This window comes from Rhizobium sp. 01L410, from assembly GCF_056400165.1.
Window position 1 is genome coordinate 19,529 of the sequence record NZ_JBFTST010000015.1, and the last position, 25,848, is coordinate 45,376.

The window sequence follows — 25,848 nt, forward strand, 5'->3', positions numbered from 1 at the left end:
GCTGCGGGATAGGTGTGCCCGCCCCCGTCCTTCGAGGGTCGCTTCGCTCCCACCTCAGGATGAGGGCTCTCTTGGACGCTTCAGCCCGGTTCCAATGAAACCAGTGACGGATACTTCTAGCACACCAACAGCCACTCCGCCCCTCATCCTGAGGTGCCCGAAGGGCCTCGAAGGACGAGGGGCGGGCACCAAGGCCAACCAACAAAAGAGATTTCTACTTAACCTTCGCCGCACCATCAGATGCCGGCACTTCCGGGTAAAACTATGGGACCAGGGCACCCGCCCCCGTCCTTCGAGGGTCGCTTTGCTCCCGCCTCAGGATGAGGGCTCTCTTGGACGCTTCGGCTCGGAGCTAGAATGAAAACCAGCGACGGGCACTCCAGCGCCAACAGCCACTCCGCCCCTCATCCTGAGGTGCCCGAAGGGCCTGGAAGGACGAGGGCCGGCCACAATGGCCCAAACCAGTAATCAGGAAATCACTTAGCCTTCGCCGCACCACCGGGTGCCGGCACGTCCGACTGCGCCTTGCAGTCCTTCAGCCAGACGTCATAGATCGGGTGCTCGACGGCGTTCAGACCCGGGCTGTCGGCGAACATCCAGCCGGTGAAGATGCGGCGGATCTTGCGGTCGAGGGTGATTTCGTCGACTTCGACGAAACCGTCGATCTTCTGCGCCTCCGACTGGTCGCGCGAATAACAGGCTTTCGGCGTCACCTGCAGCGCGCCGAACTGGACCGTTTCGTTGACATAGACGTCGAAGGTGGTGATGCGGCCGGTGATCTTGTCGAGGCCGGAGAAGACGGCGACAGGGTTTTCGATGCGCGCGGCAGAAGCAATCTGCGGCAACAGCGGCGAGCCAAGCGCCAGGGCGATCCCGGCGGCACGCAGGACCTGGTTCCGCGTGAAAAGCTGCATATCTACCCGTCTCCACCGCATCTCATGATAATGGCCGCAGCTTCCGCGGCCAACCTGCGGGTAAAGGTCAATTGTGGCCAAAAGCCGGGCCGGACGGCCCGCTTTGCGGTCGGCGAACTCAGTTGCCAGGCGTCCAGGCGTCGTAGTCGCCGGTAACACGCGGACGCTCGCCGGTGGCCGACAGCGAACCCGGCGGGCGATAAGCCTGCGGCGAGCCGGTCGGGTTGGCGCGATGCGCCTTTTCCCATTCCTTGGCGGCGTAGTTTTCCTTCGACGGCGGGGTGTCGGTGCGGTGGTGCATCCAGCCGTGCCAGCCTGGAGGAATGGCCGAGGCTTCGGCATAGCCGCTGTAGATCACCCAGCGCTTCGGCAGACCATAAGAAGACAGACCGCCTTCGTAATAGACATTGCCGAGCTCATCTTCGCCAACACGCTTGAAACCGCGAAGCGCAAACCGTGTTCCCAGCGTGTAGTGGTTCCACCAGGTGAAAATGTGCAGCAGGAAGTTCTTCATGTCTGTTCCTTGTGCTTGGCAGAGGTCAAGCGGGACTGGAATTCGTTCACTCGCTTATGCCGCCGGATGACCGGATTGTCCAGTGATTCCAGATTTGCAACGGTTCATTTCAAGGCCATCTTGAAGCCGAGATGCGATGGCGCGAAGCCCAGGCGCTCGTAGAACCGGTGGGCATCCTTGCGCTTGCCGTTCGAGATCAGCTGGACGCGGGCAAGGCCGCGGCTTTTTGCCTCTGCGATGCAGAACTCGATCATCTGCTTGCCGATGCCCTGCCCGCGCAAGTCGCCGCGCGTCTGCACCGCCTCGATGATCATGAAGGACGCGCCGCGGCCGGTCAGCGTCGTCGCGATCGAAATCTGAAACGTGCCGGCGACTTGGCCTGACAGCTCGCCGACATAGAGCATCTGGTCCGGCGCTGCCGCGATCGCCGAGAAGGCCCTGAGATAATCGGCGTAAGCGCTCTCGTCGGTCGTATCGCCATGGCCGCCGATATCGTCGGCGGCAAAAAGCGCGATCAACGCGGCAAGATCGTCCTGCCGGGCCTCGCGGATGATGAGCTTGCCGGTCATGATGGCCTCAATGGGCGGGAAGATGTTTTTCAAGCACCAGCGTCGCAATACCCGACTGGCCGGGGCCGACATTCTCGTTGCGGCCGGCCTCTATGAAACCGAGCCTGCTGTAGAAGCCGATCGCATCCTCGTTCTTCGGCTCGACTTCGAGACGCATGATCTCCGCATCTGGAAAGCAGGTTTCCAGCTCGGCAAACATGTCGCGGCCGATGCCCTGACGCTGCAGCGCCGGACGCACGTAGAGGAGATGCAGGATCGCCGTCTTTGCCAAATCGGCGGACATAGCCGTATAGCCGACCGCGCCGATATCCTTGCCGCTGTCGGCGACAACGAATTCGGCATTCTTTTTTGCCAGCCGCGCCTTCAGCGCCGCCGGCGAAAACAGGTGGGCGATCAGTTCATCGACCTTCGGCACGCCATAGAAACGGTCGTAGGTCGCATGAAAGCTTTCCACCAGCACGGCGCGGATCTTCTCCAGATCGCGCTCACCGGCGGTGCGGACAAAATACACCAAGGCTTTCTCCTGACGGCGCCCGAGATCCAAGGCCGCTCACGCTCTTCGGCTAACGCCGGTTATTCCTCGACGATGCCGAGCTTGGCCTTGACCAGCGCCTGGACGGCCTGCGGGTTGGCCTTGCCGCCGGTCGACTTCATGACCTGGCCGACGAACCAGCCAGCCAGCGTCGGCTTGGCGAGAACCTTGGCAACCTGATCGGGGTTGGCGGCGATAATCTCATCGACAGCTTTTTCGATGGCGCCGGTGTCGGTCACCTGCTTCATGCCGCGGCTTTCGACGATTTCAGCGGGATCGCCACCCTCGTTGAGGATGATCTCGAAGACGTCCTTGGCGATCTTGCCGGAAATCGTTTCGGCCTTGATCAGGTCGATGATGCCGCCGAGCTGAGCCGGGGAAACCGGAGTCGATTCAATATCTTTTCCGAGTTTGTTCAAGGCGCCGAGCAAGTCGTTGATGACCCAGTTGGCAGCCGTCTTGCCATCGCGGCCTTCGGCAACGGCTTCGAAATAATCGGCAATCGCCTTTTCGGATACCAGCACCGACGCGTCATAGATCGACAGGCCGAGTTCGCGGACGAAGCGGTCCTTCTTGTCATCAGGTAGCTCCGGCAGGTCCTTTGCCAGCGCGCTGACGAAAGCATCGTCGAACTCGAGCGGCAACAGATCCGGATCCGGGAAGTAGCGGTAGTCATGCGCGTCTTCCTTGGAGCGCATGGAGCGCGTCTCGCCCTTGTTCGGGTCGAAGAGACGGGTTTCCTGGTCGATCGAGCCACCGTCCTCCAGAATACCGATCTGGCGGCGGGCTTCGTATTCGATCGCCTGGCCGATGAAGCGGATGGAATTGACGTTCTTGATTTCGCAGCGCGTGCCGAAGCCCTCGCCCGGACGGCGCACGGAAACGTTGACGTCGGCGCGCATCGAGCCTTCGTCCATGTTGCCATCGCAGGTGCCGAGGTAACGGACGATCGAGCGCAGCTTCGTCATGTAGGCCTTGGCCTCATCGGACGAGCGCATGTCGGGCTTGGAGACGATCTCCATCAGCGCGACGCCAGAACGGTTCAGGTCGACATAAGACATGGTCGCGTGCTGGTCATGCAGCGACTTGCCGGCATCCTGTTCCAGATGCAGGCGCTCGATGCCGATCTCGATGTCCTCGAACTGGCCCTGACGATCCGGGCCGAGCGAGATGACGATCTGGCCCTCGCCGACGATCGGATCCTTGAACTGCGAGATCTGATAGCCCTGCGGCAGGTCGGGATAGAAATAGTTCTTGCGGTCGAACAGCGACCGCTTGTTGATCTGCGCCTTCAGGCCGAGACCGGTGCGTACCGCCTGACGGACGCATTCCTCGTTGATGACAGGCAGCATGCCGGGCATGGCGGCGTCGACGAGCGAGACATTCGAATTCTGCGGCTTGCCGAATTCCGTCGAGGCGCCGGAGAAGAGCTTCGAATTCGACAGCACCTGCGCATGGACTTCCATGCCGATGATGACTTCCCAATCGCCGGTGGCGCCGGGAATGAAGCGTTTCGGATCAGGCGTGCGAACGTCGACAAGGGTCATGTGATACTCTTCGGGAGGCTGTTCTTTTCATCTGGTGAGGTAACGGAAATGGCCTGCCGGTGCAAGGCTTTCGGCGCCTCGCGGACGTGCTATGCGTTTTCGCGCTATTAACGCTGGCGCGCTATCATCCGACTATGTCTGCCACTGATCCGTTCATGCTGGCCGCTCTGCTGCTGGCCTACAACCTTTTGGTCTTCGCCGTCTATTTCTTCGACAAGGAAGCTGCGCGTGCCGGAGGCCGGCGCATCAGCGAGCAAACGTTGATGACGCTGGCGCTGCTTGGAGGCAGCCCGGGTGCGGTTACGGCCCAGCGCTTGCTCCGGCACAAGACGCGGAAGGAGCCGTTCCGCTCATTTCTGCTGGCGATCGCTGTGCTTCATGCAACGCTCTGCGGAGGGTTGGCGGCACTATTCGGCTTGGATCGGCTGGGACTTCTCTAGAAATCAGGGCCATATGTTCCGTCGCCCCCGCTCTCGAGCGGCTTGGTCAAACCGACGGAGGGTACGTCGCGATCAAGCTTCGGGTTGTAGACGATCGACAGCCAGTGGATGCTATAGCCGTGCTTCTGGAAGAAGTTGATAGCCTCGTTGTTACCCGAATGCGTCTGCATGCCGGCGCTGGAGAAACCCTGGTCGGCGATATCCGTCTCGATCTGCGCCAGCAGCGCGGCGCCGACACCCTGGCGAGTGAAGGCCGGGTCGATCCAGAAATCCGAGATCGTTTCGTCGAATTTCTCCCGGGCGCCCCAGCCGACAATCTGGCCGTTGAGTTCGGCCACCGTAATCGTCAGCCAGCTGTTGCGTGCAAAGTTCGTAAAGGCACTCCGCGCTGCATCGAGCAGCGCGTCCGTCTCGCCCATGGCCACCATCGCCTTTTGCCAGGCTCTGAGGCCGATCTCACTCAAAAGGTCCGCCTCGCCCTCGCGGGCATTGCGAATGTGGATCATGGAACCCCCGTTCAATGATCAAAGTAGAACACCGAATCGCCAGTTTTTCCATCGGTTTGCGCGGCTTTCGCACCGTTTTTGCAGGCGCGTTGCGAATCTGGCGCGCTTGACGGCAACCTGTGCGTGGGTTAGGCAAACCTTATGTTGAACTCGTCTGAGACCCGCTAAGGGCCCTGCCCGCAAGCTGCTTGCGCGCATGGGCCAGAAAAAAACGAAGCCCCGCCGTTCGCCTTGAACGCCGGATCGTTTTTTTGTGCGCTTTCGAGCGCCAGACCGGATCAACACAACAATGGACATTTCGCGCACCGAACAGCGCATCCTGCACCTGCTCGCCCAGGGCGGCCGGATCGAACTCACCCGCGGCGAAGACCGCACCATCGAGAAGCTTCAACTTTTCACCAGAGAAGGCTGGGTCTTCTCCGGCATCGACATCCTCACCTTCCGCAAACTCAAGCAGAAACGGGCCATCCGCTCACAGGGCGGCAAGCCGTATCGAATTACCGAGCGGGGATTGGTGCTGGTGAGGGCGGAGCAGGATAACAGGTGAGAAACCGGAGGCTGGCTCTTGAATGGGCCAGTCTTTTCACTTTGCCCTGATTCCTGTGCTCGTCACAGGAATCCAGCAGCGCCATGTCCTTGGCGCGTAAGACTCTTTATCACGGCGCAGACGCGCCGTGGCTGAATCTCTGTGACAAGCACAGAGATGAGGGAGCTACGAAGTTGCCAACTCAGCCTTCATCGCCGCCCACTCTTCAGCCAGTGTTCCTGTTCCGCGAGCCCGTCCGGCGCGGCGGTACCAGTAGTCGGCGTTCCAATCATCGCCCTCGATGCGATGGCAGAGGGCGTGGCCCCAGTCGAAGGGGCGCTGACCTTCGTCGGCCTGGCAGATGTTGTGAACATCGGTCCATTCGGCGCCCATGACAAAGCCCGCGGCCGCAAGGCGGTCGAGGGCTTCGATCAGATTTTCGAGATCAATTTTGGACATGGCCACCTCTCCGCGTTGCCTATCTGAGATGCATTTCGAGCTTCACCATTTCAAGGTCTACTCCCAGGCTCGCATCGCGTTCAAAGCCGCTCCTGACGATCGAGAAGCCGGCTCGCTCATAGAGGCGGATGGCGCCGGTATTGGTGGCGCGGGTGTTAATCCTGACGATACGGTAGCCTTCACCGGATATGACGCTGACGAAATGCGCAAGCAGCACTGCCCCGATGCCGCGACCCTGGAAGGCGGGATCGACCCAGAGGTCTGAAATGTAAGCGGGCGCATCTTCACGGGCAGCCCAGCCGACGACCTTGCCGCCAATCTCGGCAACCGCGACATCGCCTTTGGCTGACGCGGGATAATCGACGAAGGCCTTTCGGGCGGCTGCGACGATGCTGGAATCGGAGAATACTTCCTCTCCCTTTATGCTCGACAACCAAGCCGCAAAACCAACTTCGCCGACCACGATGTGGTCGGCGAAGGTCATTTTCCGAATTGTCAGGCCGCTTACCACCACTTGGCAGGCGAGAACTTGCCGGCCGCCTGTTCGATGACATGGGCGGTCTTGAAGAGGGTTTCCTCGTCGAAGGGCTTGCCGATCAGCTGCAGGCCAAGCGGCAGGCCCTTGTGGTCGAGACCGGCGGGAACGGCGATGCCCGGCAGGCCCGCCATGTTGACGGTGACCGTGAAGATGTCGTTCAGATACATCGCAACCGGATCGGCGGCGAGGTTCTCGTCGGCGACGCCGAACGCGGACGACGGTGTGGCCGGGGTCAGGATCGCATCGACGCCGGCGTCGAAGACGATTTCGAAGTCGCGCTTGATCAGGGTGCGGACCTTCTGGGCCTTGATGTAATAGGCATCGTAGTAACCGGCCGACAGCACGTAGGTGCCGATCATGATGCGGCGCTTGACTTCCTTGCCGAAGCCCGCGGCGCGGGTCTTCTCGTACATGTCGGCAATGTCCTTGCCGTCGACGCGCAGGCCGTAGCGGACGCCGTCGTAGCGGGCGAGGTTCGAGGAAGCCTCGGCGGGGGCGACGATGTAATAGGCCGGAAGCGCATATTTCGTGTGCGGCAACGAGATGTTGACGATCTCGGCACCGGCATCCTTCAGCCAGGCAATGCCCTGCTGCCAGAGCGTTTCGATCTCCTCGGGCATGCCGTCGACGCGGTATTCGTTCGGAATGCCGATCTTCATGCCCTTCAGCGACTTGCTTAGTGCGGCTTCGTAATCCGGAACGGGCAGATCGACCGAGGTCGTGTCCTTGGAGTCGACCGAGGCCATCGACTTCAGGAGGATCGCCGCGTCGCGAACGTCGCGGGCGATCGGGCCAGCCTGGTCGAGCGAGGATGCGAAGGCGACCGTGCCCCAGCGCGAGCAGCGGCCGTAGGTCGGCTTGATGCCGACGGTGCCGGTGAAGGCGGCGGGCTGGCGGATCGAGCCGCCGGTATCGGTGGCGGTCGCACCAGCGCAGAGATGGGCGGCAACGGCAGCGGCAGAACCGCCCGAAGAGCCGCCCGGAACCAGCTGCTGGTTGGAGCCGGAGGCGCGCCAGGGGTTGATGACCGCGCCATAATGCGAGGTTTCGTTCGACGAGCCCATGGCAAACTCGTCCATGTTCAGCTTGCCGAGCATGACGGCGCCGTCGTCCCAGAGGTTCTGGGTGACTGTTGATTCGTAGCGCGGCTCGAAGCCGTCGAGAATGTGGCTGCAGGCCTGGGTGTGGACGCCGACGGTGGCGAACAGATCCTTGATGCCGAGCGGGATGCCTTCGAGATCACCTGCCTGGCCGGCCGCGATGCGCTCATCGGACTTCTTTGCCATGACGCGGGCGAGATCGGGCGTGGTCTTGATATAGGCGTTCAGCGCGCCGTTCGCGGCATCGATCGCCGAGATATAGGCTTCGGTCAGTTCGGTGGCGGTGATCTCTTTGCCGCGCAGCTTCTCGCGGGCTTCGGCAATGGTCAGGCTAGTGAGTTCGCTCATGGTGTCTACTCGGATCGTTTTGATGGCAGCGGGGATCGGAAAAAGCGGCAGCGCTTATTCGACGACTTTCGGTACCACGAAGAAATTGTGGTCGGTGACGGGGGCGTTGGCGACGACGTCGTCGGCCTTGTTGCCATCGGTCACCTGGTCGGTCCGCTTCTTCATCGCCATCGGCGTGACCGAGGTCATGGCCTCGACGCCTTCGACATTCACTTCGGACAGCTGTTCGACGAAGCCGAGAATGCCATTCAGCTCGCCGACCATCCGATTTGCCTCGTCTTCGGAGACGGCAATACGGGCAAGGCGCGCAACGCGCTTAACGGTGGCAAGATCGACGGACATGGCATACTCCGAAAGGGAAATTTCCCACTCGCTATAAAGACCATGTCCGCCTTGTGCAACGGGCTTTCGTCAGATCGAGAAGCTCTCGGAAGGCTTGATCGCCTTCACTTCCGTCTTCGAACCTTCCATGCCGGAGACGAACTTGTCGGCGGTCTGGTCGATGATCGGGAAGGTGCCGTAATGGCAGGGGACGGCGGTCTTGAAGTTGAAGTAACGCTGGCAGGCAAGTGCCGCCACCGCGCCGCCCATGGTGAAGCGGTCACCAACAGGCACGAGGCCGATATCCGGCTGGTGCAGCTCGTTGATCAGCGCCATGTCGGAGAAGATGTCGGTATCGCCCATGGCGAAGATCGAGGCTTCGTCGTCGAAATGCAGCATCAGGCCGTTGGCATTGCCGAGCGCATGGGCAATGCCGTCTTCGGTAACCTGCGTCGAGGAATGCAACGCATTGGTGAAGGTCGCCGAGAAGCCGCCGAGCGCAATCGTGCCGCCGGTATTGCCCATTTCGATCTTCGAGACGCCCTTGGCGGCAAGCCAGGAGGCGAGATCGGCATTGGCAAGAACCGTGGCGCCGGTTTCCTTGGCGAGCGCAATGGTGTCGCCGACATGGTCGCCATGGCCGTGGGTCAGCAGAATATGGGTGATGCCCGCCGACACATCCTTGATGTCCTGACCTTCGAAGGAGGCATTGTAGGTCAGGAAGGGGTCGAGGAGGATTTTTGCCTTGCCGGTTTCGATGCGGAAGGCGGAGTGGCCAAGCCAGGTGATCTTCATGAAAAGCGTCCCTTGATTATGTGATGCAAAAGCGGGTCTCGATTGTTATGGACATAGCCGATATGGCTGCAAAGAAAAGCGCCACAGGCTTCAATTTGTTTTGACGGGATGAAACGCCGATGACAGTGATGACGATCGAAGAAATGGCTGCGTTCCTGCAGCCCGGACAGGCGATCGCCGGGCTCGATCTCGGCACCAAGACGATCGGCCTTTCGATGTCGGACCTCGGACGACGCTTCTCGACGCCGCGTCCCGTCATCCGCCGCGAGAAATTCACCATCGACGCCGAGGTGCTGCTGGCTTTTTCCGAAAAGGAAAAGGTTGCCGGATTCGTCATCGGCCTGCCGATGAACATGGACGGTTCGGCCGGTCCGCGCGTGCAGGCAACGCGCGCCTTCGTGCGCAACATGGAGCAAAAGACCGCCCTTCCCTTCGTCTATTGGGACGAGCGGCTATCGACGGTCGCTGCCGAACGCGCTTTGCTGGAAATGGACGTGTCGCGCGCCAAGCGGGCCGAGCGGATCGATTCCGCTGCAGCGAGCTTCATTCTTCAGGGCGCCCTGGACAGGCTGTCGGCGCTTTCGAGAGCGGATGATTTCGACGCCTGACGGGCGGCCCACCAAGCGGCAATCTTCTTGCGCTTGCGGAACGCGATGATCGCCAGAACAACAAGACTGTCGACGGCAATGGCGCGGGCAACGAGCGGAGGAATGGTTTCCGGCGGCACGCCCAGAACCTGGCCATAGACTTCGAAGGTCAGGTCATGGACCTGACGGCTCAGCATGAAGATGCCGAAATTCATGTCGTAGTAGGAAAGCCAGTACCAGCCGCCCAGGAAAACGATCGGGCCCAACCAGAAGATCAGGAACCACTTCATGCGGCCTCCCCTCGGTAACGCCAGGCAGCCGGACTTTCGAGACCGATAACCCAGGTCGACAATGCCATCACGCTCAGGACGACCGCGGGAACGGTGATATCAAGGGCGAGCACCGCGAAAAACATCATCGCGGCAACAAGCAACGCAGCTTTGGCGGCTCTGGTTCCCATCATGGGTCCTGACAGCTAAGAATTTAACTGCCTGTACCCTGTCGCCTTAACGCCGAGGGCGCAACGTAAACCATTTGTTAAGGTTAACAGCGGGGCGTCCACCTGTGGATGAGCCGGCCGCCCGTCAGCCGTAGACGCCGCGAACGATGCGCTTCAGCGCTGTTGCCGCCTTGTCCCAGTCCTTGGCGGTCTTCAGCGCCAGGCCGGCGCACTGTCCGCCAGCCGAGGCAGAAAGGACGAGATGCTGGATCGCGGCGAAGAGAATCGCATTGGTGGCGACGGGATCGACGCCCTTCGGCGGGGTCAGCGAACCGCGCATGCGCTCCAGCCACTGCGCCAGCGCCTTCGAGCGGGCTTCCGAGAGACGCCTCACCTGCTCGGTATTTTCCGAGACTTCCCAGGCAACGATGCGGCGGACGAGCGGGTCGTCGCGCAGGGCCTCGAGGAAGAGCAGCGACAGGCGCTCCATCAGATCGCCATAGGTCAGCAGGAACATGCCGCCGGTATCTTCAGGGATTCGGTCCTTGACCCAGGTGCCGAGATCGGCGCCGATTGCCTCGACCAGTCCGTTGAGGCCGGCATAGTAGCGATAGATCAGCTGCTTGTCGCAGCCGGCGCGGCGGGCGACGGCGTTGATGCCGAAATTCTGAAAGCCCTCTTCGGCCAGCAGAGCCTTGGCGGCCTTCAGAATTGTCTTTTCGGTCGCGCCGCGGTCGCGGATGCGCTTCTCGGGTTCGGCGGCAACGGGTGCCAAAACCATGGTGTCGTCAAGCATATCGAAGCCGATTCCGTTCTTGTCACTACAAGGTGAGTAACAACGGCACCCTGCCCCGGCAACGTACAAGGCCTTGATAGATTGTGGATAATCCCATGGTTTTCGGCGGTTTGCGGAGACCGTGATGCAACGATCACGGCCTCGTCTGCCCTCAGACGGCCTCGGCCGTTCGCATTCGGGGAATGTTGAGGGCGAGGACGATCGGTACCGTTATCGCGTAAACGGCAATCGCTGACAGCCAGATTGCGCCCGGCCATTGCTGCTGCACGACGAAATAGAAGCTGGAGAAGCCAAGCGGCGCGACGATCGACGAGAGGCTGACGACCGAGGCGAGCAGGCCCTGGAACTGCCCCTGCTGTTCGCCGCTCACCATGCGCGTCGCCATGGACTGGAGCGACGGCACGCCGATGCCGCCCAACACGAAGACCGGCATGACGGCAAAGACCATCCACGGCTGCGTGGTGAAGGCCATGACAGCAAGCGCCAGCGAGGTGCCGGCAAGGCCGGTCAGAATGGTGGCGCGCTCGCCAAGCAGCTTCACGGCGGGCCCCGGCAGGAACATCTGCGCCAAAGCCTGGCAGGCGCCATAGGTGCCGAGCGAGAGGCCGATCCACAAGCCGTTCCAGCCGAACACGTCATGTCCCCACAGAGCCCAGCAGGTGCCATAGACCTCGCCGACGCCGCTGAAAATGAAGAAGACAGTAATGATCGGCAGCAAGCCGCGCATCGAGATCAACCAGCGGAACGGGCGAAGCGGGTTGAGGGCGGCGAGATCGATCCGCTCGCGGCTCGGTTTGCGCGACTCCGGAAGCACCAGTAGCGCCAGGAGCAGATTGCCGGCGTTGAGAACTGCGGCAGCTATGAACGGCAGCCTCAACCAGTAATCGCCAAGGATGCCGCCGAGAACCGGGCCGACGATAAAGCCGATGCCGAAGGTGGCGTTGAACAATCCGAAACGGCGGGCGCGTGTCTCCTCCGCCGAGATGTCGGTGATGTAGGCGCTGGCGACCGAGATGTTGGCGCTTGTGAGCCCGGCAACGGCACGGCCGATCAGCAGCATCCACAAATGCGGCGCGAAGGCCAGGATCAGATAGTTGACGGCAGCGCCTGTCATCGAGATCAGCAGCACCGGCCGCCGCCCGAGCCTGTCGCTGAGAGCGCCGAGCACCGGTGCGCAAATGAACTGCATCGCCGCGTAGAGCGAGGTCATGATGCCGATATAGGCGGCGACATTGCCTGCATGCGTCACTTCCGCGATCAGCCGCGGAAGAATGGGGAAGATCAAACCGATCCCGACCGCGTCGAGGCCGATGGTGGTGAAGATGACGACGAGTGCCTTGTTCATGGCAGGTTCCGCTATACCGAGTTTTAAAATATACTCAGTACATAAATCTTACGACCGCAGACTGTCAATGCAAATATGTACTCAGTATACAAACTGCGCTACGATGCGGACATGAACGCGACTTTCGATTCCAATCAGCCTGACGACAGGCGATCCCGCAAACGCCTCGCCACCCGGCGGGCCATCTCTCTTGCCGCCGACCGGCTGTTTCTCGAGCGGGGCTTCGATCATGTGACGGTCGATGACATCGCGGCTGCGGCCGATGTCGGGCGGATGACGGTGTTCAATCACTTCCCGCGCAAGGAGGACATGTTCTTCGACCGCGACGAGGAAGGGCGGGAGACATTGCGCCATGCGTTGCAAAACCGGAATCCGTCCGTCCCGCCGGTCGAGGCCTTGCGCCTGCTTGCCCACCAGCTGGTGGCCGAACAGCGGCCCTATGTGGAATTTTCCAACCGCAGCCAGAGCTTCATTGCAACGGTCGAGCGCAGCGAGACGCTGAAAGCGCGTGCCCGGGCGATCCGCGACGAGCTGGCGCAGACGGTGGCGGCTGGACTGGCGGAGACTGTGGGGCGCGAGTTGTCCGATCCGGATGCCGATCTCGCCGCCAACCTGCTGCTGGCAACCTGGAGCGTCGCCTTCCTTCAGGCACATCGGGCATTCCGGCAGGACGGGAATTCAGAGAAGGCGACCGCCCTCTTCCTTGCCATGATCGATCGGGGAAGCACCGGCGTGAAAGCGGCTATGGCGGAAACGCCCTACGCCTGACGGCGCAAGTCTCCATCCGGAAACATCAGAGATATTGGCCGAACCAGATCGAGCGATCCGTGGGATCGACGAAGGGCTGGGCGAGGCGTTCGAAGCCGCGCGAGGCCCAGAAGCGCTGCCCGCCGATATTGCCCGCATTGGTGCCGAGATGAACACCTTTGACCCCGGCCTGCCGGGCCGACGTCATCCAGCGATCGAGAAGCCTGGTGCCAAGCCCCTGCCCCTGCAGCCGCGGCAGCATGTTCATATGGATATGGGCCGGGAACTCGGCGGCGCGCGCCGCGAAAGCACGCTGCGGATTGTGGATGGTGAAACTGCGGCGCTGGTCGGCATTCCAGCCTTCCGGATCGCCTTGCGGCGCCGGATAGCGGTCGCGCAAGGCGGGCCACCATTCGCGTTCAAGACGGTTTTCGAAAGCAGGCGTATCGTAAGGGCCGACGACATAGCCGGCAACACCATCTGCATCCTCGACGACGAAGGACGTCTCCGGGCTCAGCATCACGTAAGGCGCCGAATAGATGTGACCGATCATCTTGCGATCGTGATAGAGCGCCGAGGCATCCTGCCCGGCCTCTCCCGTCAGCAATGAAATCTCGTAGATCGCCTCGAGGTCATCGGGGCGTGCATTGCGGATCGTTGCCATCGGTCAGCTGGCCGGCGGATACAGCAGATCGACGATATAGCTCGCGTCGAAGCGGGCATCGAGCATGCCGTAGGTGGCGCGCCAACCGCCTGCCAGACGTGTCTCGATAAAGGCATCGGCGATGCGGCCCGCACCGAGGCGATAGAGCTCGGCGGCAGCGGCGGCGAGCGCCAGCTGCTCGATCAAGAGGCGGGCAGCGCCCTCGTCGCGCTCGCAAAGCGCCATGGCGGCGCGCAGCACGTCGATGGTCTTCTTGCCGGCCGGACCAAGATCGCGGGCGAGACCGGCGAAGACAGTCTCGAACAGATCCTTGCCACGCGAGAGAACCCTGAGAAGATCGAGCGCCATGACGTTGCCGGAGCCTTCCCAGATCGCGTTGACCGGGGCCTCGCGGTAGTGCCGGGCGATCGGGCGCTCCTCGATGTAGCCGCTGCCGCCGATGCATTCCATCGCTTCATAGATGAGCGCCGGGGCAATCTTGCAGCACCAGTATTTGGCAACCGGCGTCATGACGCGGGCGTAGGCTGCCTCTTCTGCGTTGTTGCGGGCCTTGTCGAAGGCATCGGCCAGGCGGAAGGAAAGCGCCGTCGCCGCCGCCACGTCGAGCGCCATGTCGGCGAGAACGCGGGTCATGATCGGCCGGTGGACGAGCATCTTGCCGAAAACGCTACGGCCGCGGGTGTGGTGCACGGCTTCGGCGAGCGAAGCGCGCATGATCCCAGAGGAGGCCAGCGCGCAATCGAGCCGCGTCAGCGTCACCATGTCGAGGATGGTGCGGATGCCGGCATCGGGACCGCCGAGCAGGAAACCGAACGTATCGTTGAACTCGACTTCCGACGACGCATTCGAGCGATTGCCGACCTTGTCCTTCAGGCGCTGGAACTGCAGGCCGTTGGCCGAGCCGTCCTCCAGCAGACGCGGCACCAGGAAGCAGCCCATGCCGTCCTTGGTCTGCGCCAGCATGATGAACGCGTCGCTCATCGGCGCCGACATGAACCACTTGTGGCCCGAGAGACGATAGATGCCTTCGCTGACCTTTTCGGCCGTCGTCTTGTTGGAGCGGACGTCGGTGCCGCCCTGCTTCTCGGTCATGCCCATGCCGATGGTCACGGCAGACTTCTGCATGGCCGGCTTGTTCGAGGAATCGTATTTGCGCGACAGGATCTTCGGCGCCCAGTCCTTCTGGACGGCAGGCGAAGCCGAGAGCGCAGCCACGGAGGCGCTGGTCATCGTCAGCGGGCAGAGATGGCCGGATTCCAGCTGCGCCGTCAGATAGAAGCGCGCGGCGCGGATCTTGTGCGACTGGTCCTTGGCATCGGCATCGGCCTGCGGATCCCAGACGGAAGAATGCAGCCCGACGGACATCGATCGGCGCATCAGCGCGTGCCAGGCCGGATGGAATTCGACGACATCGAGACGCTCGCCGCGCGGCCCATGCGTGCGCAGCTTCGGCACGCCCTCGTTCGCCATGCGGGCCAGCTCCTGGGCCTCCGGAGAGGTGACGTAGCGGCCCATGTTTTCCAGGTCTTCGCGCGTGCCGCGCGGCAGCGTTGCCGTCAGGTCTACGATCAACGGATCGGAGCGGTAGGCATTGATACCGGACCAGAGGCTTGGCTGGTTCAGCTCGGCGAGTTTTTCTTCAGCGGGAGTCATGAGTCGCTTCTATTGCATGAGCCAGACAAATGGAAACCGGAACTTGACGATTTCAACTCCAGCTCTAGCGGATTTGCGGCAAAATTGCATGGGGACACAGAGCTTTGCCCACAGCACAAGCTTGCAGCCGCGGACGGCACTCATTATAGACCCAGCGACACAGCAAGAGGCAGGTTCATGGTCTTTTTCCCCCACCGCCACCTCATCGGTATCAAAGGTCTCACCGAGCAGGATATCACCCTTCTCCTCGACAAGGCCGACGAGGCCGTCAAGATCAGCCGACAGAGAGAAAAGAAGACGTCGACGCTGAGAGGTCTGACGCAGATCAACCTCTTCTTCGAAGCGTCAACGCGCACGCAGGCCTCCTTCGAACTGGCGGGAAAGCGGCTTGGCGCCGACGTCATGAACATGTCGGTTGGCAACTCGTCGGTGAAGAAGGGGGAAACGCTGATCGATACGGCGATGACGCTGAACGCGATGCGCCCCGATGTTCTGGTCATCCGCCATTCGAGCGCCGGTGCCGCCGCCCTCCTCGCACAGAAAGTCTCCTGCTCGGTCGTCAATGCCGGTGACGGACAGCACGAGCATCCGACCCAGGCGCTACTCGACGCTCTGACGATCCGCCGTGCCAAGGGCAAGCTGTCGCGCATCATCGTCGCCATCTGCGGCGACGTGCTGCATTCGCGCGTGGCGCGCTCCAACATCCTGCTCTTGAACGCCATGGGCGCCCGGGTGCGCGTCGTCGCTCCGGCAACGCTGCTGCCGGCCGGGATCGCAGACATGGGCGTTGAAGTCTTCCATTCGATGAAGGAAGGGCTGAAGGACGCAGATGTGGTGATGATGCTGCGCCTGCAGCGCGAGCGCATGTCCGGCGCCTTCGTGCCGTCGGTGCGTGAGTATTACCATTTCTACGGCCTCGATGCCGAAACGCTGAAATCAGCAAAGGAAGATGCCCTGGTCATGCATCCGGGCCCAATGAACCGCGGCGTCGAGATCGCCTCCGAGGTCGCCGACGGCCCGCAGAGCGTGATCGCCGAACAGGTCGAGATGGGTGTCGCGGTGCGCATGGCGGTGATGGAAACCCTGCTTGTTTCTCAGAACCAGGGGCCGCGGACCGAAGGAGCAGTGGGCGCATGAGCAACCTCGTCCTCAACAATGTCCGCATCATCGATCCCTCGCGCAATCTCGATGAAACAGGGACCATCATCGTCAAGGACGGCGTCATCGTTGCTGCAGGCAAGGATGCGCTGAACCAGGGCGTGCCTGATGGCGCCGAAGTCCGCGACTGCAACGGTCTCGTTGCCGTACCCGGCCTCGTCGATGCCCGTGTCCATATCGGCGAGCCGGGTGCCGAGCATCGCGAGACGATTGCCTCCGCCAGCCGGGCCGCCGCGGCCGGTGGTGTCACCTCCATCATCATGATGCCGGATACCGACCCCGTGATCGACGACATTGCGCTGGTCGAGTTCGTCAAGAAGACCGCCAAGGACAAGGCGCTCGTCAATGTCTATCCGGCAGCGGCGATCACCAAGCATCTGGCTGGTGAGGAGATGACCGAAATCGGCCTTCTCATGGAAGCCGGCGCCGTCGCGTTTACCGATGGCCGCTCCAGCATTCATGATACGCAGGTGCTGCGCCGGGTGATGACCTATGCCCGCGAGTTCGGCGCCGTCATCTCCTGCGAGACCCGCGACAAATATCTTGGCGCCACAGGCGTGATGAACGAAGGCCTGTTTGCCAGCTGGCTGGGCCTTGGCGGCATCCCGAAAGAAGCCGAACTGATCCCGCTCGAGCGCGACCTGCGCATCGCCCAGCTGACCCGCGGCAATTATCACGCGGCGATGATCTCGGTGCCTGAGTCGGTCGAGGCGATCCAGCTTGCCAAGAGCCGCGGCGCGAAAGTCACCTGCGGCATCTCGATCAACAATCTGGCGCTCAACGAGAACGACATCGGCGAGTACCGGACCTTCTTCAAGCTCTACCCGCCGCTGCGCACCGAAGACGATCGCGTGGCGATGGTCGACGCGCTGGCCAAGGGCGAGATCGATATCATCGTTTCCTCACATGATCCGCAGGATGTCGATACCAAGCGCCTTCCCTTCGGCGAAGCCGCAGATGGCGCCGTCGGGCTCGAAACCATGCTGGCGGCGGCCCTTCGCCTGCACCACAGCGGCCGCGTCAGCCTGATGCGGCTGATCGATGCGATGTCCACCCGCCCCGCACAGATCTTCGGCCTCGATGCCGGAACGCTGAAGCCCGGCGCCAAGGCGGACATCACGCTGATCGACCTCGAAGAGCCTTGGCTCGTCGCGAAAGACATGCTTCTGTCGCGCTCGAAGAACACGCCTTTCGAGGACGCCCGTTTCTCGGGCCGGGCCGTGGCGACCTTTGTGGGCGGGGTCAAGGTTCATTCGCTGGACTGAGGAGGTAGCGGCATGAATGAGAACGAGAACGACAGTCATCATGCCGCCCCGATCCGGAAGCAGCGAGGCTCAAAGCACTATTCGTCGACCATCGTGCTGAGCACCGTATTCGTGACGCTCTGCACGCTGGCCGCGCTGCTGCTCGGTGGCGCGGAAATCTGGGTCTTCGAGAACGGTTAAGACAGCGGCTTCGGGACAAGGCCGTAGAATATAAGGTAGAGGGGAACATGATTTCGGAACTCACCAACTGGCAGATCGCGTTGCCGATGGCGCTTGCGGCAGCCGCCGTCGGCTATCTGCTCGGCTCCATTCCATTCGGCCTGATCCTGACGCGGGCAGCCGGCCTCGGTGACGTTCGCAGTATCGGTTCCGGCAATATCGGCGCCACCAACGTGCTGCGCACCGGCAACAAGAAACTTGCTGCGGCAACCCTGCTGCTCGACGCGCTGAAGGCGACGGTCGCAGCCTGGATCATGGCCTATGTCGCAGGGCCCGAAGCTGGCGCCATTGCCGGCCTCTTTGCCTTCCTCGGCCACCTCTTCCCGGTCTGGCTGGGCTTCAAGGGCGGCAAGGGTGTCGCCACCTATATCGGCACGCTTCTCGGCGTTGCGCCGCTCTTCGTTCTGGTGTTCGCCGCCGTCTGGCTGACCATGGCCTTCGTCTTCCGCTACTCGTCGCTGGCAGCGCTCACGGCGATGCTTGTCATTCCGGTTGCATTGTGGATATTTGGATACGAAAAGGAGGTTGTAGCCGTCATGGCGATCATGTCGGTCATCTCCTATTACAAACACAAGGCCAACATCTCCCGGCTCATCGGCGGGACGGAAAGCAAGATCGGGGCGAAGGGGTAGGATGGACGTCGAAGGCGCAAGGCCAAAGGGAATTGCGCTTTCGGACCGGCAACGGATCGCCTGGCTTCGGCTGATCCGCTCCGACAATGTCGGGCCTGCCACCTTTCGTGGACTCATCAATCATTTCGGTTCCGCCGAGGCGGCACTTGCCGCCCTGCCCGAGCTTTCGGCCCGCGGCGGCGCCACGCGGGCGATCAGGATCGCCACCGAGGCCGAAGCGCATCGCGAGCTGGAAACGGCCCGGCGTTTCGGCGCCCGCTTCATCGGCATCGGCGAACCCGACTATCCGCAAGCCCTTCGCCAGATCGATGGCGCCCCGCCGCTGATTGCCGTCAAGGGCGACGTCTCCGTTCTGCATCGGCCGGCAACCGGCATCGTCGGCTCGCGCAATGCCTCGATCAGCGGCGCCAAGTTTGCAGCGATGATCGCCAGGGACTGCGGCCGGGCAGGATATGCCGTCGTATCGGGCCTTGCCCGCGGCATCGATACCGCCGCCCACCGCGCCAGTCTCGATACCGGCACCATCGCCGCTCTTGCCGGCGGTCTCGACCAGCCCTACCCGCCTGAAAACGTATCGCTGCTCGATGAGATCTGCAGTGGCAATGGTCTGGCAATCAGCGAAATGCCGTTCGGCTGGGAGCCGCGTGCACGGGATTTCCCGCGCCGCAACCGGCTGATTGCCGGTATCGCGCTTGGGCTCGTCGTCGTCGAGGCGGCGACGCGATCAGGCTCGCTGATCACGGCGCGTCTGGCTGGCGAATTCGGGCGCCCTGGTCTTTGCCGTACCCGGCTCGCCGCTCGATCCGCGCTGCCAGGGCACCAACGGCCTGTTGAAAGACGGGGCGATGATCGTCACTTCGCCCGAAGACGTCATCGAGGCACTGGCGCCGCTCTCGCAGCTCGACCTATTTTCGGCACCAATGGCGGAGGAGCCGGCCAGCAACGGCCCCGGCCTATCGCCGCCCGACGATTCCGAGCGGGCGCGGATCACCGATGCGCTCGGTCCGGCACCGGTCGAGGTTGACGACATCATCCGCCATACCGGACTTCCGGCGCCTTCGGTCTATCTGGTTCTGCTGGAGCTGGATATTGCCGGGCGGCTGCACCGGCATCCCGGCGGCATGGTCTCCCTTGCGATGGGAGACTGAGCGCACTACATGCGGTTGTGAAGTTCGCCGGCCTCAACATAGGCCATCTCGATCAGATAGCAGAGCATGCTGGCGTCTTCCTTTTCGGCAACCTGACGCAACTCCGCCAGCATCTGCCTGACAAAGGCGATGTTTTCGCGCGAAGCCGATTTGTCGGTTCTCTTGTTGAAACCCTTGGGCGACATGGACAGTCTCTGAATGACGGACGGCGGCTTGGGAGGGGCCTTGACCACACCTGAAAAACGATAACGCAATTATCTTAAATTGCAATACGTTTATAATCCCTCTCAGGTTGTATCGCGTTGCAAAACGTAATATTGAAGCAAACCCCTTGACCGAAGCGATTTCCCTGTCCATGTCGGAGAACCGGCAATCTGCAAGCGGCAAGTATTGCGCTCATCCTCCCGCCGGACGCGGCAGTTTTTAGAGAATCATCATGAATGTAGTCGTGGTAGAATCGCCTGCGAAGGCAAAGACGATCAACAAGTATCTGGGTCCTGGATACAAGGTGCTCGCCTCCTTCGGTCACGTTCGCGATCTGCCTGCAAAGGACGGATCGGTTCTGCCCGATCAGGATTTTGAAATGCTTTGGGAGGTCGATGGGGCCTCGGCCAAGCGTATGAAGGATATTGCCGATGCGGTGAAATCCTCCGACGGCCTGTTCCTGGCAACCGACCCTGATCGCGAAGGCGAAGCGATTTCCTGGCATGTCCTCGACATGCTCAACAAGAAGAAGGTGCTCGGCGGCAAGACCGTCAAGCGCGTGGTCTTCAACGCCATCACCAAGAAGGCCGTGCTCGACGCAATGGCCGATCCGCGCGATATCGACGTGCCGCTGGTCGACGCCTATCTGGCGCGCCGCGCTCTCGATTATCTCGTCGGCTTCAACCTGTCGCCGGTCCTCTGGCGCAAGCTGCCGGGCGCCCGCTCGGCCGGGCGCGTGCAGTCGGTGGCTTTGCGCCTCGTCTGCGACCGTGAATCCGAGATCGAGCGTTTCATTTCGGAAGAATACTGGAACATCTCGGCGCTCTTGAAGACACCGCGCGGCGATGAGTTCGAAGCCAAGCTGGTTGCGGCCAATGGCAAGCGGTTGCAGCCGCGCGCGATCGGCAACGGTGAGGAAGCCGGCAAGCTGAAGGCATTGCTCGACGGCGCCTCCTATGTCGTCGACAGCGTCGAGGCAAAGCCCGTCAAGCGCAACCCGTCGCCGCCGTTCACGACATCGACGCTGCAGCAGGCCGCGTCCTCGAAGCTCGGCTTCTCGGCATCGCGCACCATGCAGGTGGCGCAGAAGCTCTATGAAGGCGTCGACATCGGCGGCGAAACCGTCGGTCTCATTACCTATATGCGTACCGACGGCGTGCAGATGGCGCCTGAAGCGATCGATGCGGCGCGCAGCGCCATCCTCGATCAGTTCGGCAGCCGTTACGTTCCCGACAAGGCCCGCCTCTACTCCACCAAGGCGAAGAACGCCCAGGAAGCCCACGAAGCTATCCGGCCGACCGATTTCAACCGCACGCCTGACGAGGTGCGCAAGTACCTGGATGCCGACCAGATCCGTCTTTACGACCTGATCTGGAAGCGCGGCATCGCCAGCCAGATGGCCTCGGCCGAGATCGAGCGCACGACCGCCGAAATCACCGCCGACAAGGGCGGCGAAAAGGCAGGTCTTCGCGCTGTCGGCTCGGTGATCCGCTTCGACGGTTTCATCGCCGCCTATACGGACCAGAAGGAAGACGGCGAGCAGAGCGACGACAACGACGACGAAGATGGCCGCCTGCCCGAGATCAATGCCCGCGAGAACCTCGCGAAGCAGAAGATCAATTCGACGCAGCACTTCACCGAACCGCCGCCGCGCTACTCCGAAGCCTCGCTGATCAAGAAGATGGAAGAGCTCGGCATCGGCCGCCCGTCCACCTATGCCGCGACGCTCGCCACGCTTCGCGACCGCGAATATGTGACGATCGACAAGCGCAAGCTGATCCCGCATTCGAAGGGACGGCTGGTGACGGCCTTCCTCGAAAGCTTCTTCACCAAATATGTCGAATACGATTTCACGGCCGATCTCGAAGAGAAGCTCGACCGCATCTCGGCAGGCGAGCTGAACTGGAAGCAGGTTCTGCGCGACTTCTGGAAGGATTTCTTCGCCCAGATCGAAGACACCAAGGAACTGCGCGTCACCAACGTGCTCGACTCGCTGAATGAATCGCTGGCGCCGCTGGTGTTTCCGAAGCGCGAGGACGGCAGCGATCCGCGCATCTGCCAGGTCTGCGGCACCGGCAACCTGTCGCTGAAGCTCGGCAAATACGGCGCCTTCGTCGGCTGCTCGAACTATCCGGAATGCAACTACACCCGCCAGCTCTCCTCGGAAAACAATGGCGAAGGCGAAGGCACGGCGCTGAACGAGCCGAAGAACCTCGGCACCGATCCGACGACCGGCGAAGAGCTGACGCTGCGCTCGGGCCGCTTCGGGCCTTATATCCAGCGTGGCGATGGCAAAGATGCGAAGCGCTCCTCGCTGCCGAAGGGATGGAAGCCTGAAGATATCGACTACGAGAAGGCCATGGCGCTGATCTCGCTGCCGCGCGATATCGGCAAGCATCCGGAAACCGGCAAGATGATCTCGTCGGGCATCGGCCGCTACGGACCGTTCCTGCTGCATGACGGCGGCTACGCGAACCTCGAAACCGTCGAGGACGTGTTCTCCGTCGGCCTCAACCGTGCCGTCACCGTGATTGCCGAAAAGGCCGCCAAGGGACCGGGCGGCCGCGGCCGTGGAACGCCGGCGGCGCTGAAGGAGCTCGGTGAGCATCCGGATGGTGGCGGTGCGATCACCGTGCGCGACGGCAAGTATGGCCCCTATGTCAATTGGGGCAAGGTCAACGCGACACTGCCGAAGGGCAAGGATCCGCAGGCGATCACCGTCGAGGAAGCCGTCGAGCTGATCACCGCCAAGGCCGGCAAGGCACCGGCTCCGAAGGGCAAGGCCAAGCCGAAGGCAGCCGCTGCCGAAGGCAAGGCAACCAAGACTGCCGCCAAGCCGAAGGCCGCAGCCAAGACCAAGGCTGCCGCGAAACCGAAAGCGGCGAAGGCCAAGGCGCCTGCCAAAGCGAAGAAGAGCTGAGTGTGAGCAAGATACCGCGCGAGAAGACAAGAGGCCCGGGCAAGCGTCCGGGCAAGGTTGGCCGTGCGGGCAGCGAAGCCCAGCCTACAGCATCGGATATCACCCACGGCGCCATGCCGTCGCGCGAAGTGATACTGCGCTTCATCGCCGACCATCCGCAGAAGGCATCGAAGCGCGAGATCGCCAAGGCGTTCGGCCTTAAGGGCGATACGCGCGTCGAACTCAAGCATCTGCTACGTGACCTCGAGCAAGAGGGAATGCTGCAGAAAACCCGCAAGTCGCTGATCCGCCCGGGCGCATTGCCGCCGGTGACCGTTCTCGACATCACCACGCGCGACAAGGATGGCGAATTGATCGGCCGCCCGGCCGAATGGCCCGACGACCAGGGCGTGGCGCCTGCTGTCGCCATCCGCCAGTCGTCACCCGCTGGCCGCCAGGGCAAGGGCAAGGCGCCCGTTGCCGGCATGGGCGACCGGGTTCTCGCGAAAATCTTTCCGGCCGCCGATCGCGGTGGCCCCTCCTATACCGCCCGCATCATCAAGGTTCTCGACAAGCGCCGCGGCGCCAGCATGGGCGTGTTCCGCACCGCTCCCGGCGGCGCCGGACGCCTGCTGCCGATCGAGCGGCGCGGCGAGGAAATGGTGATCGACCCTGAATATACCGGCGGCGCCAAGGACGGCGACCTGGTCGAGGTCGAGATCGCAAGGCTCGGCCGCTTCGGCCTGCCGCGCGCCAAGGTGCTCTCGGTCGTCGGCTCCGTCGGATCCGAAAAGGCGATCTCGATGATCGCCATCCACGCCCAGGGCATTCCGCATGTCTTCCCGCAGGCCGTCATCGACGAGGCGGAGGCTGCCAAGCCCGCCTCGATGTCGCATCGCGAAGACTGGCGCGACGTGCCGCTGATCACCATAGACCCCGCCGATGCCAAGGATCACGACGACGCCGTCTATGCCGAGACCGACCCCTCGCCCGACAATGCCGATGGCGTCATCGTTACCGTCGCCATTGCCGACGTCTCCTACTATGTCCGGCCGAAATCGCAGCTCGACCGCGAGGCGCTGAAACGCGGCAATTCGGTCTATTTCCCGGATCGCGTCGTGCCGATGCTGCCGGAGCGCATCTCCAACGATCTGTGCTCGCTGCGCGAGGGCGTCGACCGGCCAGCGCTGGCCGTCCGCATGGTGTTTTCGAAGGAAGGCCGCAAGATCGGCCACACCTTCCACCGCATCATGATGAAGAGCGCGGCGAAGCTCTCCTACCAGCAGGCGCAGGCGGCCATCGACGGCAAGCCCGACGACAAGACCGGCCCGATGCTGGAGCCGATCCTGAAGCCGCTGTGGAACGCCTACGCGGTGATGACGCGCGGCCGGGAGCGGCGCCAGCCGCTCGAGCTCGACATGCCCGAGCGCAAGATCCTGCTGAAGAGTGACGGCACCGTCGACCGCGTCTTCGTGCCGCCGCGGCTCGACGCGCACAAGCTCATCGAAGAGATGATGATCCAGGCCAACGTTTCGGCTGCCGAGACGCTGGAAAAGAAGAAGCAGGTTCTGATCTATCGCGTGCATGACGGCCCGACGCTTGCCAAGCAGGAGATCCTGCGCGAGTTCCTGGCAACGCTCGGCATTTCGCTTGCCAAGGGCGGCAACATGCGCGCCAACAATTTCAACGGCATCCTTGCGAAAGCCGATGGAACGCCGCATCAGACGATGGTCAACGAAATGGTGCTGCGCTCGCAGAGCCAGGCGATCTACAGCCCCGAGAATATCGGGCATTTCGGCCTGAACCTGATGAAATATGCACATTTTACCTCGCCGATCCGCCGCTACGCCGACCTGATCGTCCATCGTGCCCTGGTTGGCTCTCTGGGCTTCGGCGAAGGTGGGATCACGCCCGAGGAAGAGGCCGCGCTCGACGATATCGCTGCCGAAATCTCGACCTTCGAGCGCCGGGCGATGGCCGCCGAACGCGAGACTGTCGACCGGCTGATCGCCCACCACCTTGCCGGCCGCGTCGGCGAGGAGTTCGAAGGCCGGGTTTCGGGCGTCACCAAGTCGGGACTATTTGTCGCCCTGCCCGAATATGGAGCTGACGGCTTCATCCCTATATCTACGCTAGGCAGCGACTATTTCATCTACGACGAAGCGCATCAGGCGCTGTCGGGAGAGCGGACCGGTCTTGGCTACCGTCTCGGCGACACCGTTACGGTCAAGCTTGCCGAGGCCATTCCGCTGGCCGGCGCGTTGCGCTTCGAGATGATCAGCGAAGGACGGGCGATGCCGACGGCGGTGCGCTCGTTCCACAAGTCCGGCCGCCGCGATAACATGCAGGCCCGCAAGAAGGCAGGCACGAGACCGCCGCGAGGGCGGCGCTAACGCCAGAGGAAGACTGCGATGACGACGCCTGCACCCGATCACTCGGTCCAATTCGGCGGCACAGACACGTCAGAGCGGCCGCTCGGCCGTTCGATCATCCGCGGCATGCTGAACAAATGCCCGAACTGCGGCAGCGGCAAACTGTTCCGCGCCTTCCTGAAGCCGGTCGACAATTGCGCCGCCTGCGGCGAGGCTATGCATCACCACCGCTCGGACGACTTGCCGCCCTATCTGACGATCTTCGTCATCGGCCATGTCATTCTCGGCGGCTACATGCTGACCGATCTCGTCTGGCCGCTGCCGATGTGGCTGACCTTCGCCATCTGGGCGCCGGCGACGCTGCTCTCGGCGCTCCTCATCATCCAGCCGATCAAGGGCGGAGTGATCGGCCTGCAATGGGCGCTGCGGATGCATGGTTTCGGCGGTCACAGCGATGATCACGACGTCTATGAGATCCCTGGCAGGGACAAGCCTTAGGGCGCGTTTCGAGGCACCTTCACCATCCAGACATAATTCGCTTGTATTGGGCAACGCTCATGCGCGTGGCGGGCTTTTTTGCCTGCCTGTGTCTTTGTCCGGCGAATAAAGTG

At 62.3% G+C, this 25,848-nt stretch carries 29 protein-coding genes and 1 pseudogene; 12 read left to right on the forward strand and 18 right to left on the reverse strand.

From position 1 onward, the window contains the following. Positions 1 to 476: 476 nt before the first annotated feature. The 5 genes from AC1DV9_RS25595 to gatB all read right to left on the reverse strand — a co-directional run bounded on the left by AC1DV9_RS25595 (position 477) and on the right by gatB (position 4,076). Positions 477 to 914, reverse strand: coding sequence for a DUF2155 domain-containing protein (locus AC1DV9_RS25595; RefSeq protein ID WP_477950487.1), 438 nt, complete (start codon positions 912 to 914; stop codon positions 477 to 479). 118 nt (positions 915 to 1,032) lie between these two features. Next, entirely contained in the window at positions 1,033 to 1,428 is a 396-nt protein-coding gene (locus AC1DV9_RS25600) for an NADH:ubiquinone oxidoreductase subunit NDUFA12 (protein ID WP_112389721.1), read from the reverse strand. A gap of 104 nt (positions 1,429 to 1,532) precedes the next feature. Beyond that, the gene (locus AC1DV9_RS25605; protein ID WP_477950488.1) at positions 1,533 to 1,997 is read right to left on the reverse strand and encodes a GNAT family N-acetyltransferase; all 465 of its coding nucleotides are present in this window, start codon (positions 1,995 to 1,997) and stop codon (positions 1,533 to 1,535) included. A 7-nt stretch (positions 1,998 to 2,004) separates the two neighbouring features. Beyond that, positions 2,005 to 2,508 (reverse strand): N-acetyltransferase family protein, encoded by a 504-nt coding sequence (locus AC1DV9_RS25610; RefSeq protein WP_477950607.1) that lies wholly within the window; start codon positions 2,506 to 2,508, stop codon positions 2,005 to 2,007. A gap of 62 nt (positions 2,509 to 2,570) precedes the next feature. Beyond that, positions 2,571 to 4,076, reverse strand: a complete 1,506-nt coding sequence (gene gatB / locus AC1DV9_RS25615; protein WP_112537382.1) for an Asp-tRNA(Asn)/Glu-tRNA(Gln) amidotransferase subunit GatB — start codon at positions 4,074 to 4,076, stop codon at positions 2,571 to 2,573. A 134-nt stretch (positions 4,077 to 4,210) separates the two neighbouring features. Here gatB and AC1DV9_RS25620 point away from each other — a divergent pair, with 134 nt between their 5' ends. Beyond that, entirely contained in the window at positions 4,211 to 4,516 is a 306-nt protein-coding gene (locus tag AC1DV9_RS25620) for a DUF1294 domain-containing protein (protein WP_477950489.1), read from the forward strand. On the opposite strand, the gene AC1DV9_RS25625 is transcribed toward AC1DV9_RS25620, so the two are convergent. Beyond that, positions 4,513 to 5,022, reverse strand: coding sequence for an N-acetyltransferase family protein (locus tag AC1DV9_RS25625; protein WP_477942162.1), 510 nt, complete (start codon positions 5,020 to 5,022; stop codon positions 4,513 to 4,515). The genes AC1DV9_RS25620 and AC1DV9_RS25625 overlap by 4 nt on opposite strands. Positions 5,023 to 5,311: 289 nt before the next feature. On the opposite strand from AC1DV9_RS25625, the gene AC1DV9_RS25630 reads away from it, so the two are divergent. After that, complete coding sequence (locus tag AC1DV9_RS25630) at positions 5,312 to 5,569, forward strand: YjhX family toxin (RefSeq protein ID WP_477950491.1); 258 nt, start codon at positions 5,312 to 5,314, stop codon at positions 5,567 to 5,569. Between the two features lie 165 nt (positions 5,570 to 5,734). Here the strand turns inward: AC1DV9_RS25630 and AC1DV9_RS25635 are convergent, their stop codons facing one another. From AC1DV9_RS25635 to AC1DV9_RS25655, 5 genes are all read right to left on the reverse strand, one after another. Further along, positions 5,735 to 6,007 carry a hypothetical protein gene (locus tag AC1DV9_RS25635; RefSeq protein ID WP_477950493.1) on the reverse strand — a complete coding sequence of 91 codons (273 nt, stop codon included), beginning with the start codon at positions 6,005 to 6,007 and terminating at the stop codon, positions 5,735 to 5,737. 19 nt (positions 6,008 to 6,026) lie between these two features. Continuing rightward, positions 6,027 to 6,491, reverse strand: a complete 465-nt coding sequence (locus AC1DV9_RS25640; protein WP_477950494.1) for a GNAT family N-acetyltransferase — start codon at positions 6,489 to 6,491, stop codon at positions 6,027 to 6,029. 20 nt (positions 6,492 to 6,511) lie between these two features. After that, positions 6,512 to 7,993: an Asp-tRNA(Asn)/Glu-tRNA(Gln) amidotransferase subunit GatA gene (gene gatA / locus AC1DV9_RS25645; RefSeq protein ID WP_477950496.1), complete on the reverse strand. Its 1,482-nt coding sequence runs from the start codon at positions 7,991 to 7,993 to the stop codon at positions 6,512 to 6,514. 54 nt (positions 7,994 to 8,047) lie between these two features. Beyond that, entirely contained in the window at positions 8,048 to 8,335 is a 288-nt protein-coding gene (gatC, locus tag AC1DV9_RS25650) for an Asp-tRNA(Asn)/Glu-tRNA(Gln) amidotransferase subunit GatC (RefSeq protein ID WP_477950498.1), read from the reverse strand. 69 nt (positions 8,336 to 8,404) lie between these two features. Next, on the reverse strand, positions 8,405 to 9,109 hold the full coding sequence (locus AC1DV9_RS25655) for a metal-dependent hydrolase (protein ID WP_477950499.1): 705 nt from the start codon (positions 9,107 to 9,109) through the stop codon (positions 8,405 to 8,407). Between the two features lie 119 nt (positions 9,110 to 9,228). On the opposite strand from AC1DV9_RS25655, the gene ruvX reads away from it, so the two are divergent. Further along, complete coding sequence (gene ruvX, locus AC1DV9_RS25660; protein WP_112516933.1) at positions 9,229 to 9,717, forward strand: Holliday junction resolvase RuvX; 489 nt, start codon at positions 9,229 to 9,231, stop codon at positions 9,715 to 9,717. Here ruvX and AC1DV9_RS25665 read toward each other — a convergent pair. The 4 genes from AC1DV9_RS25665 to AC1DV9_RS25680 all read right to left on the reverse strand — a co-directional run bounded on the left by AC1DV9_RS25665 (position 9,660) and on the right by AC1DV9_RS25680 (position 12,276). Continuing rightward, positions 9,660 to 9,986: a DUF6105 family protein gene (locus tag AC1DV9_RS25665; RefSeq protein ID WP_477950501.1), complete on the reverse strand. Its 327-nt coding sequence runs from the start codon at positions 9,984 to 9,986 to the stop codon at positions 9,660 to 9,662. The two genes, ruvX and AC1DV9_RS25665, sit on opposite strands and share 58 nt — an antisense overlap. Further along, positions 9,983 to 10,159 (reverse strand): hypothetical protein, encoded by a 177-nt coding sequence (locus tag AC1DV9_RS25670; RefSeq protein ID WP_477950614.1) that lies wholly within the window; start codon positions 10,157 to 10,159, stop codon positions 9,983 to 9,985. The genes AC1DV9_RS25665 and AC1DV9_RS25670 overlap by 4 nt, the downstream gene beginning before the upstream one ends. A 121-nt stretch (positions 10,160 to 10,280) precedes the next feature. After that, complete coding sequence (locus AC1DV9_RS25675; protein WP_477950503.1) at positions 10,281 to 10,931, reverse strand: TetR/AcrR family transcriptional regulator; 651 nt, start codon at positions 10,929 to 10,931, stop codon at positions 10,281 to 10,283. A 151-nt stretch (positions 10,932 to 11,082) separates the two neighbouring features. Beyond that, positions 11,083 to 12,276, reverse strand: coding sequence for a TCR/Tet family MFS transporter (locus tag AC1DV9_RS25680; protein ID WP_477950504.1), 1,194 nt, complete (start codon positions 12,274 to 12,276; stop codon positions 11,083 to 11,085). Positions 12,277 to 12,387: 111 nt separating this feature from the next. Between AC1DV9_RS25680 and AC1DV9_RS25685 the strand changes: the two genes are divergently transcribed. Further along, a complete protein-coding gene (locus AC1DV9_RS25685) occupies positions 12,388 to 13,044 on the forward strand; it encodes a TetR/AcrR family transcriptional regulator (protein WP_477950506.1) in 657 nt (218 codons plus the stop codon). Positions 13,045 to 13,069: 25 nt separating this feature from the next. On the opposite strand, the gene AC1DV9_RS25690 is transcribed toward AC1DV9_RS25685, so the two are convergent. Beyond that, positions 13,070 to 13,687, reverse strand: coding sequence for a GNAT family N-acetyltransferase (locus AC1DV9_RS25690; protein WP_477950508.1), 618 nt, complete (start codon positions 13,685 to 13,687; stop codon positions 13,070 to 13,072). Between the two features lie 3 nt (positions 13,688 to 13,690). Continuing rightward, positions 13,691 to 15,340: an acyl-CoA dehydrogenase family protein gene (locus AC1DV9_RS25695; RefSeq protein ID WP_477950510.1), complete on the reverse strand. Its 1,650-nt coding sequence runs from the start codon at positions 15,338 to 15,340 to the stop codon at positions 13,691 to 13,693. A gap of 177 nt (positions 15,341 to 15,517) precedes the next feature. On the opposite strand from AC1DV9_RS25695, the gene AC1DV9_RS25700 reads away from it, so the two are divergent. The 5 genes and pseudogenes from AC1DV9_RS25700 (at position 15,518) to dprA (ending at position 19,762) form a co-directional block, all read left to right on the forward strand. Then, positions 15,518 to 16,477: an aspartate carbamoyltransferase catalytic subunit gene (locus AC1DV9_RS25700; RefSeq protein ID WP_477950512.1), complete on the forward strand. Its 960-nt coding sequence runs from the start codon at positions 15,518 to 15,520 to the stop codon at positions 16,475 to 16,477. Continuing rightward, positions 16,474 to 17,763 (forward strand): dihydroorotase, encoded by a 1,290-nt coding sequence (locus AC1DV9_RS25705; protein ID WP_477950514.1) that lies wholly within the window; start codon positions 16,474 to 16,476, stop codon positions 17,761 to 17,763. Before AC1DV9_RS25700 ends, AC1DV9_RS25705 begins: the two co-directional genes overlap by 4 nt. Before the next feature lie 12 nt (positions 17,764 to 17,775). Continuing rightward, positions 17,776 to 17,943 (forward strand): hypothetical protein, encoded by a 168-nt coding sequence (locus AC1DV9_RS25710; RefSeq protein ID WP_162706061.1) that lies wholly within the window; start codon positions 17,776 to 17,778, stop codon positions 17,941 to 17,943. A gap of 47 nt (positions 17,944 to 17,990) precedes the next feature. Continuing rightward, positions 17,991 to 18,614 carry a glycerol-3-phosphate 1-O-acyltransferase PlsY gene (gene plsY / locus AC1DV9_RS25715; protein WP_477950516.1) on the forward strand — a complete coding sequence of 208 codons (624 nt, stop codon included), beginning with the start codon at positions 17,991 to 17,993 and terminating at the stop codon, positions 18,612 to 18,614. 1 nt (position 18,615) lies between these two features. Next, positions 18,616 to 19,762: pseudogene (gene dprA / locus AC1DV9_RS25720) on the forward strand (DNA-processing protein DprA). Positions 19,763 to 19,767: 5 nt separating this feature from the next. Here dprA and AC1DV9_RS25725 read toward each other — a convergent pair. Beyond that, positions 19,768 to 19,947, reverse strand: coding sequence for a hypothetical protein (locus tag AC1DV9_RS25725; RefSeq protein WP_112389701.1), 180 nt, complete (start codon positions 19,945 to 19,947; stop codon positions 19,768 to 19,770). Positions 19,948 to 20,198: 251 nt separating this feature from the next. Here AC1DV9_RS25725 and topA point away from each other — a divergent pair, with 251 nt between their 5' ends. Genes topA through AC1DV9_RS25740 form a run of 3 tightly spaced genes read left to right on the forward strand, consistent with a single transcriptional unit; the run spans position 20,199 to position 25,735 of the window. Next, positions 20,199 to 22,886, forward strand: coding sequence for a type I DNA topoisomerase (topA, locus tag AC1DV9_RS25730; protein WP_112537397.1), 2,688 nt, complete (start codon positions 20,199 to 20,201; stop codon positions 22,884 to 22,886). A gap of 2 nt (positions 22,887 to 22,888) precedes the next feature. Next, positions 22,889 to 25,258: a ribonuclease R gene (gene rnr, locus AC1DV9_RS25735; protein WP_477950518.1), complete on the forward strand. Its 2,370-nt coding sequence runs from the start codon at positions 22,889 to 22,891 to the stop codon at positions 25,256 to 25,258. A gap of 18 nt (positions 25,259 to 25,276) precedes the next feature. After that, positions 25,277 to 25,735 carry a DUF983 domain-containing protein gene (locus tag AC1DV9_RS25740; RefSeq protein WP_112537399.1) on the forward strand — a complete coding sequence of 153 codons (459 nt, stop codon included), beginning with the start codon at positions 25,277 to 25,279 and terminating at the stop codon, positions 25,733 to 25,735. Positions 25,736 to 25,848 lie beyond the last annotated feature (113 nt).

What these genes read in the sequence shown, in the direction of transcription:
- AC1DV9_RS25680 (WP_477950504.1), bottom strand. Translation starts at nt 12,276, where the DNA reads ATGAACAAGGCACTCGTCGTCATCTTCACCACCATCGGCCTCGACGCG.
- AC1DV9_RS25625 (WP_477942162.1), bottom strand. Translation starts at nt 5,022, where the DNA reads ATGATCCACATTCGCAATGCCCGCGAGGGCGAGGCGGACCTTTTGAGT.
- AC1DV9_RS25740 (WP_112537399.1), top strand. Translation starts at nt 25,277, where the DNA reads ATGACGACGCCTGCACCCGATCACTCGGTCCAATTCGGCGGCACAGAC.
- AC1DV9_RS25695 (WP_477950510.1), bottom strand. Translation starts at nt 15,340, where the DNA reads ATGACTCCCGCTGAAGAAAAACTCGCCGAGCTGAACCAGCCAAGCCTC.
- plsY (WP_477950516.1), top strand. Translation starts at nt 17,991, where the DNA reads ATGATTTCGGAACTCACCAACTGGCAGATCGCGTTGCCGATGGCGCTT.
- AC1DV9_RS25635 (WP_477950493.1), bottom strand. Translation starts at nt 6,007, where the DNA reads ATGTCCAAAATTGATCTCGAAAATCTGATCGAAGCCCTCGACCGCCTT.
- AC1DV9_RS25655 (WP_477950499.1), bottom strand. Translation starts at nt 9,109, where the DNA reads ATGAAGATCACCTGGCTTGGCCACTCCGCCTTCCGCATCGAAACCGGC.
- AC1DV9_RS25705 (WP_477950514.1), top strand. Translation starts at nt 16,474, where the DNA reads ATGAGCAACCTCGTCCTCAACAATGTCCGCATCATCGATCCCTCGCGC.
- AC1DV9_RS25620 (WP_477950489.1), top strand. Translation starts at nt 4,211, where the DNA reads ATGTCTGCCACTGATCCGTTCATGCTGGCCGCTCTGCTGCTGGCCTAC.
- gatA (WP_477950496.1), bottom strand. Translation starts at nt 7,993, where the DNA reads ATGAGCGAACTCACTAGCCTGACCATTGCCGAAGCCCGCGAGAAGCTG.
- AC1DV9_RS25595 (WP_477950487.1), bottom strand. Translation starts at nt 914, where the DNA reads ATGCAGCTTTTCACGCGGAACCAGGTCCTGCGTGCCGCCGGGATCGCC.
- gatB (WP_112537382.1), bottom strand. Translation starts at nt 4,076, where the DNA reads ATGACCCTTGTCGACGTTCGCACGCCTGATCCGAAACGCTTCATTCCC.
- AC1DV9_RS25670 (WP_477950614.1), bottom strand. Translation starts at nt 10,159, where the DNA reads ATGATGGGAACCAGAGCCGCCAAAGCTGCGTTGCTTGTTGCCGCGATG.
- AC1DV9_RS25710 (WP_162706061.1), top strand. Translation starts at nt 17,776, where the DNA reads ATGAATGAGAACGAGAACGACAGTCATCATGCCGCCCCGATCCGGAAG.
- ruvX (WP_112516933.1), top strand. Translation starts at nt 9,229, where the DNA reads ATGACAGTGATGACGATCGAAGAAATGGCTGCGTTCCTGCAGCCCGGA.
- gatC (WP_477950498.1), bottom strand. Translation starts at nt 8,335, where the DNA reads ATGTCCGTCGATCTTGCCACCGTTAAGCGCGTTGCGCGCCTTGCCCGT.
- AC1DV9_RS25630 (WP_477950491.1), top strand. Translation starts at nt 5,312, where the DNA reads ATGGACATTTCGCGCACCGAACAGCGCATCCTGCACCTGCTCGCCCAG.
- AC1DV9_RS25675 (WP_477950503.1), bottom strand. Translation starts at nt 10,931, where the DNA reads ATGCTTGACGACACCATGGTTTTGGCACCCGTTGCCGCCGAACCCGAG.
- AC1DV9_RS25725 (WP_112389701.1), bottom strand. Translation starts at nt 19,947, where the DNA reads ATGTCGCCCAAGGGTTTCAACAAGAGAACCGACAAATCGGCTTCGCGC.
- AC1DV9_RS25690 (WP_477950508.1), bottom strand. Translation starts at nt 13,687, where the DNA reads ATGGCAACGATCCGCAATGCACGCCCCGATGACCTCGAGGCGATCTAC.
- AC1DV9_RS25605 (WP_477950488.1), bottom strand. Translation starts at nt 1,997, where the DNA reads ATGACCGGCAAGCTCATCATCCGCGAGGCCCGGCAGGACGATCTTGCC.
- AC1DV9_RS25700 (WP_477950512.1), top strand. Translation starts at nt 15,518, where the DNA reads ATGGTCTTTTTCCCCCACCGCCACCTCATCGGTATCAAAGGTCTCACC.
- AC1DV9_RS25600 (WP_112389721.1), bottom strand. Translation starts at nt 1,428, where the DNA reads ATGAAGAACTTCCTGCTGCACATTTTCACCTGGTGGAACCACTACACG.
- topA (WP_112537397.1), top strand. Translation starts at nt 20,199, where the DNA reads ATGAATGTAGTCGTGGTAGAATCGCCTGCGAAGGCAAAGACGATCAAC.
- AC1DV9_RS25640 (WP_477950494.1), bottom strand. Translation starts at nt 6,491, where the DNA reads ATGACCTTCGCCGACCACATCGTGGTCGGCGAAGTTGGTTTTGCGGCT.
- AC1DV9_RS25685 (WP_477950506.1), top strand. Translation starts at nt 12,388, where the DNA reads ATGAACGCGACTTTCGATTCCAATCAGCCTGACGACAGGCGATCCCGC.
- AC1DV9_RS25665 (WP_477950501.1), bottom strand. Translation starts at nt 9,986, where the DNA reads ATGAAGTGGTTCCTGATCTTCTGGTTGGGCCCGATCGTTTTCCTGGGC.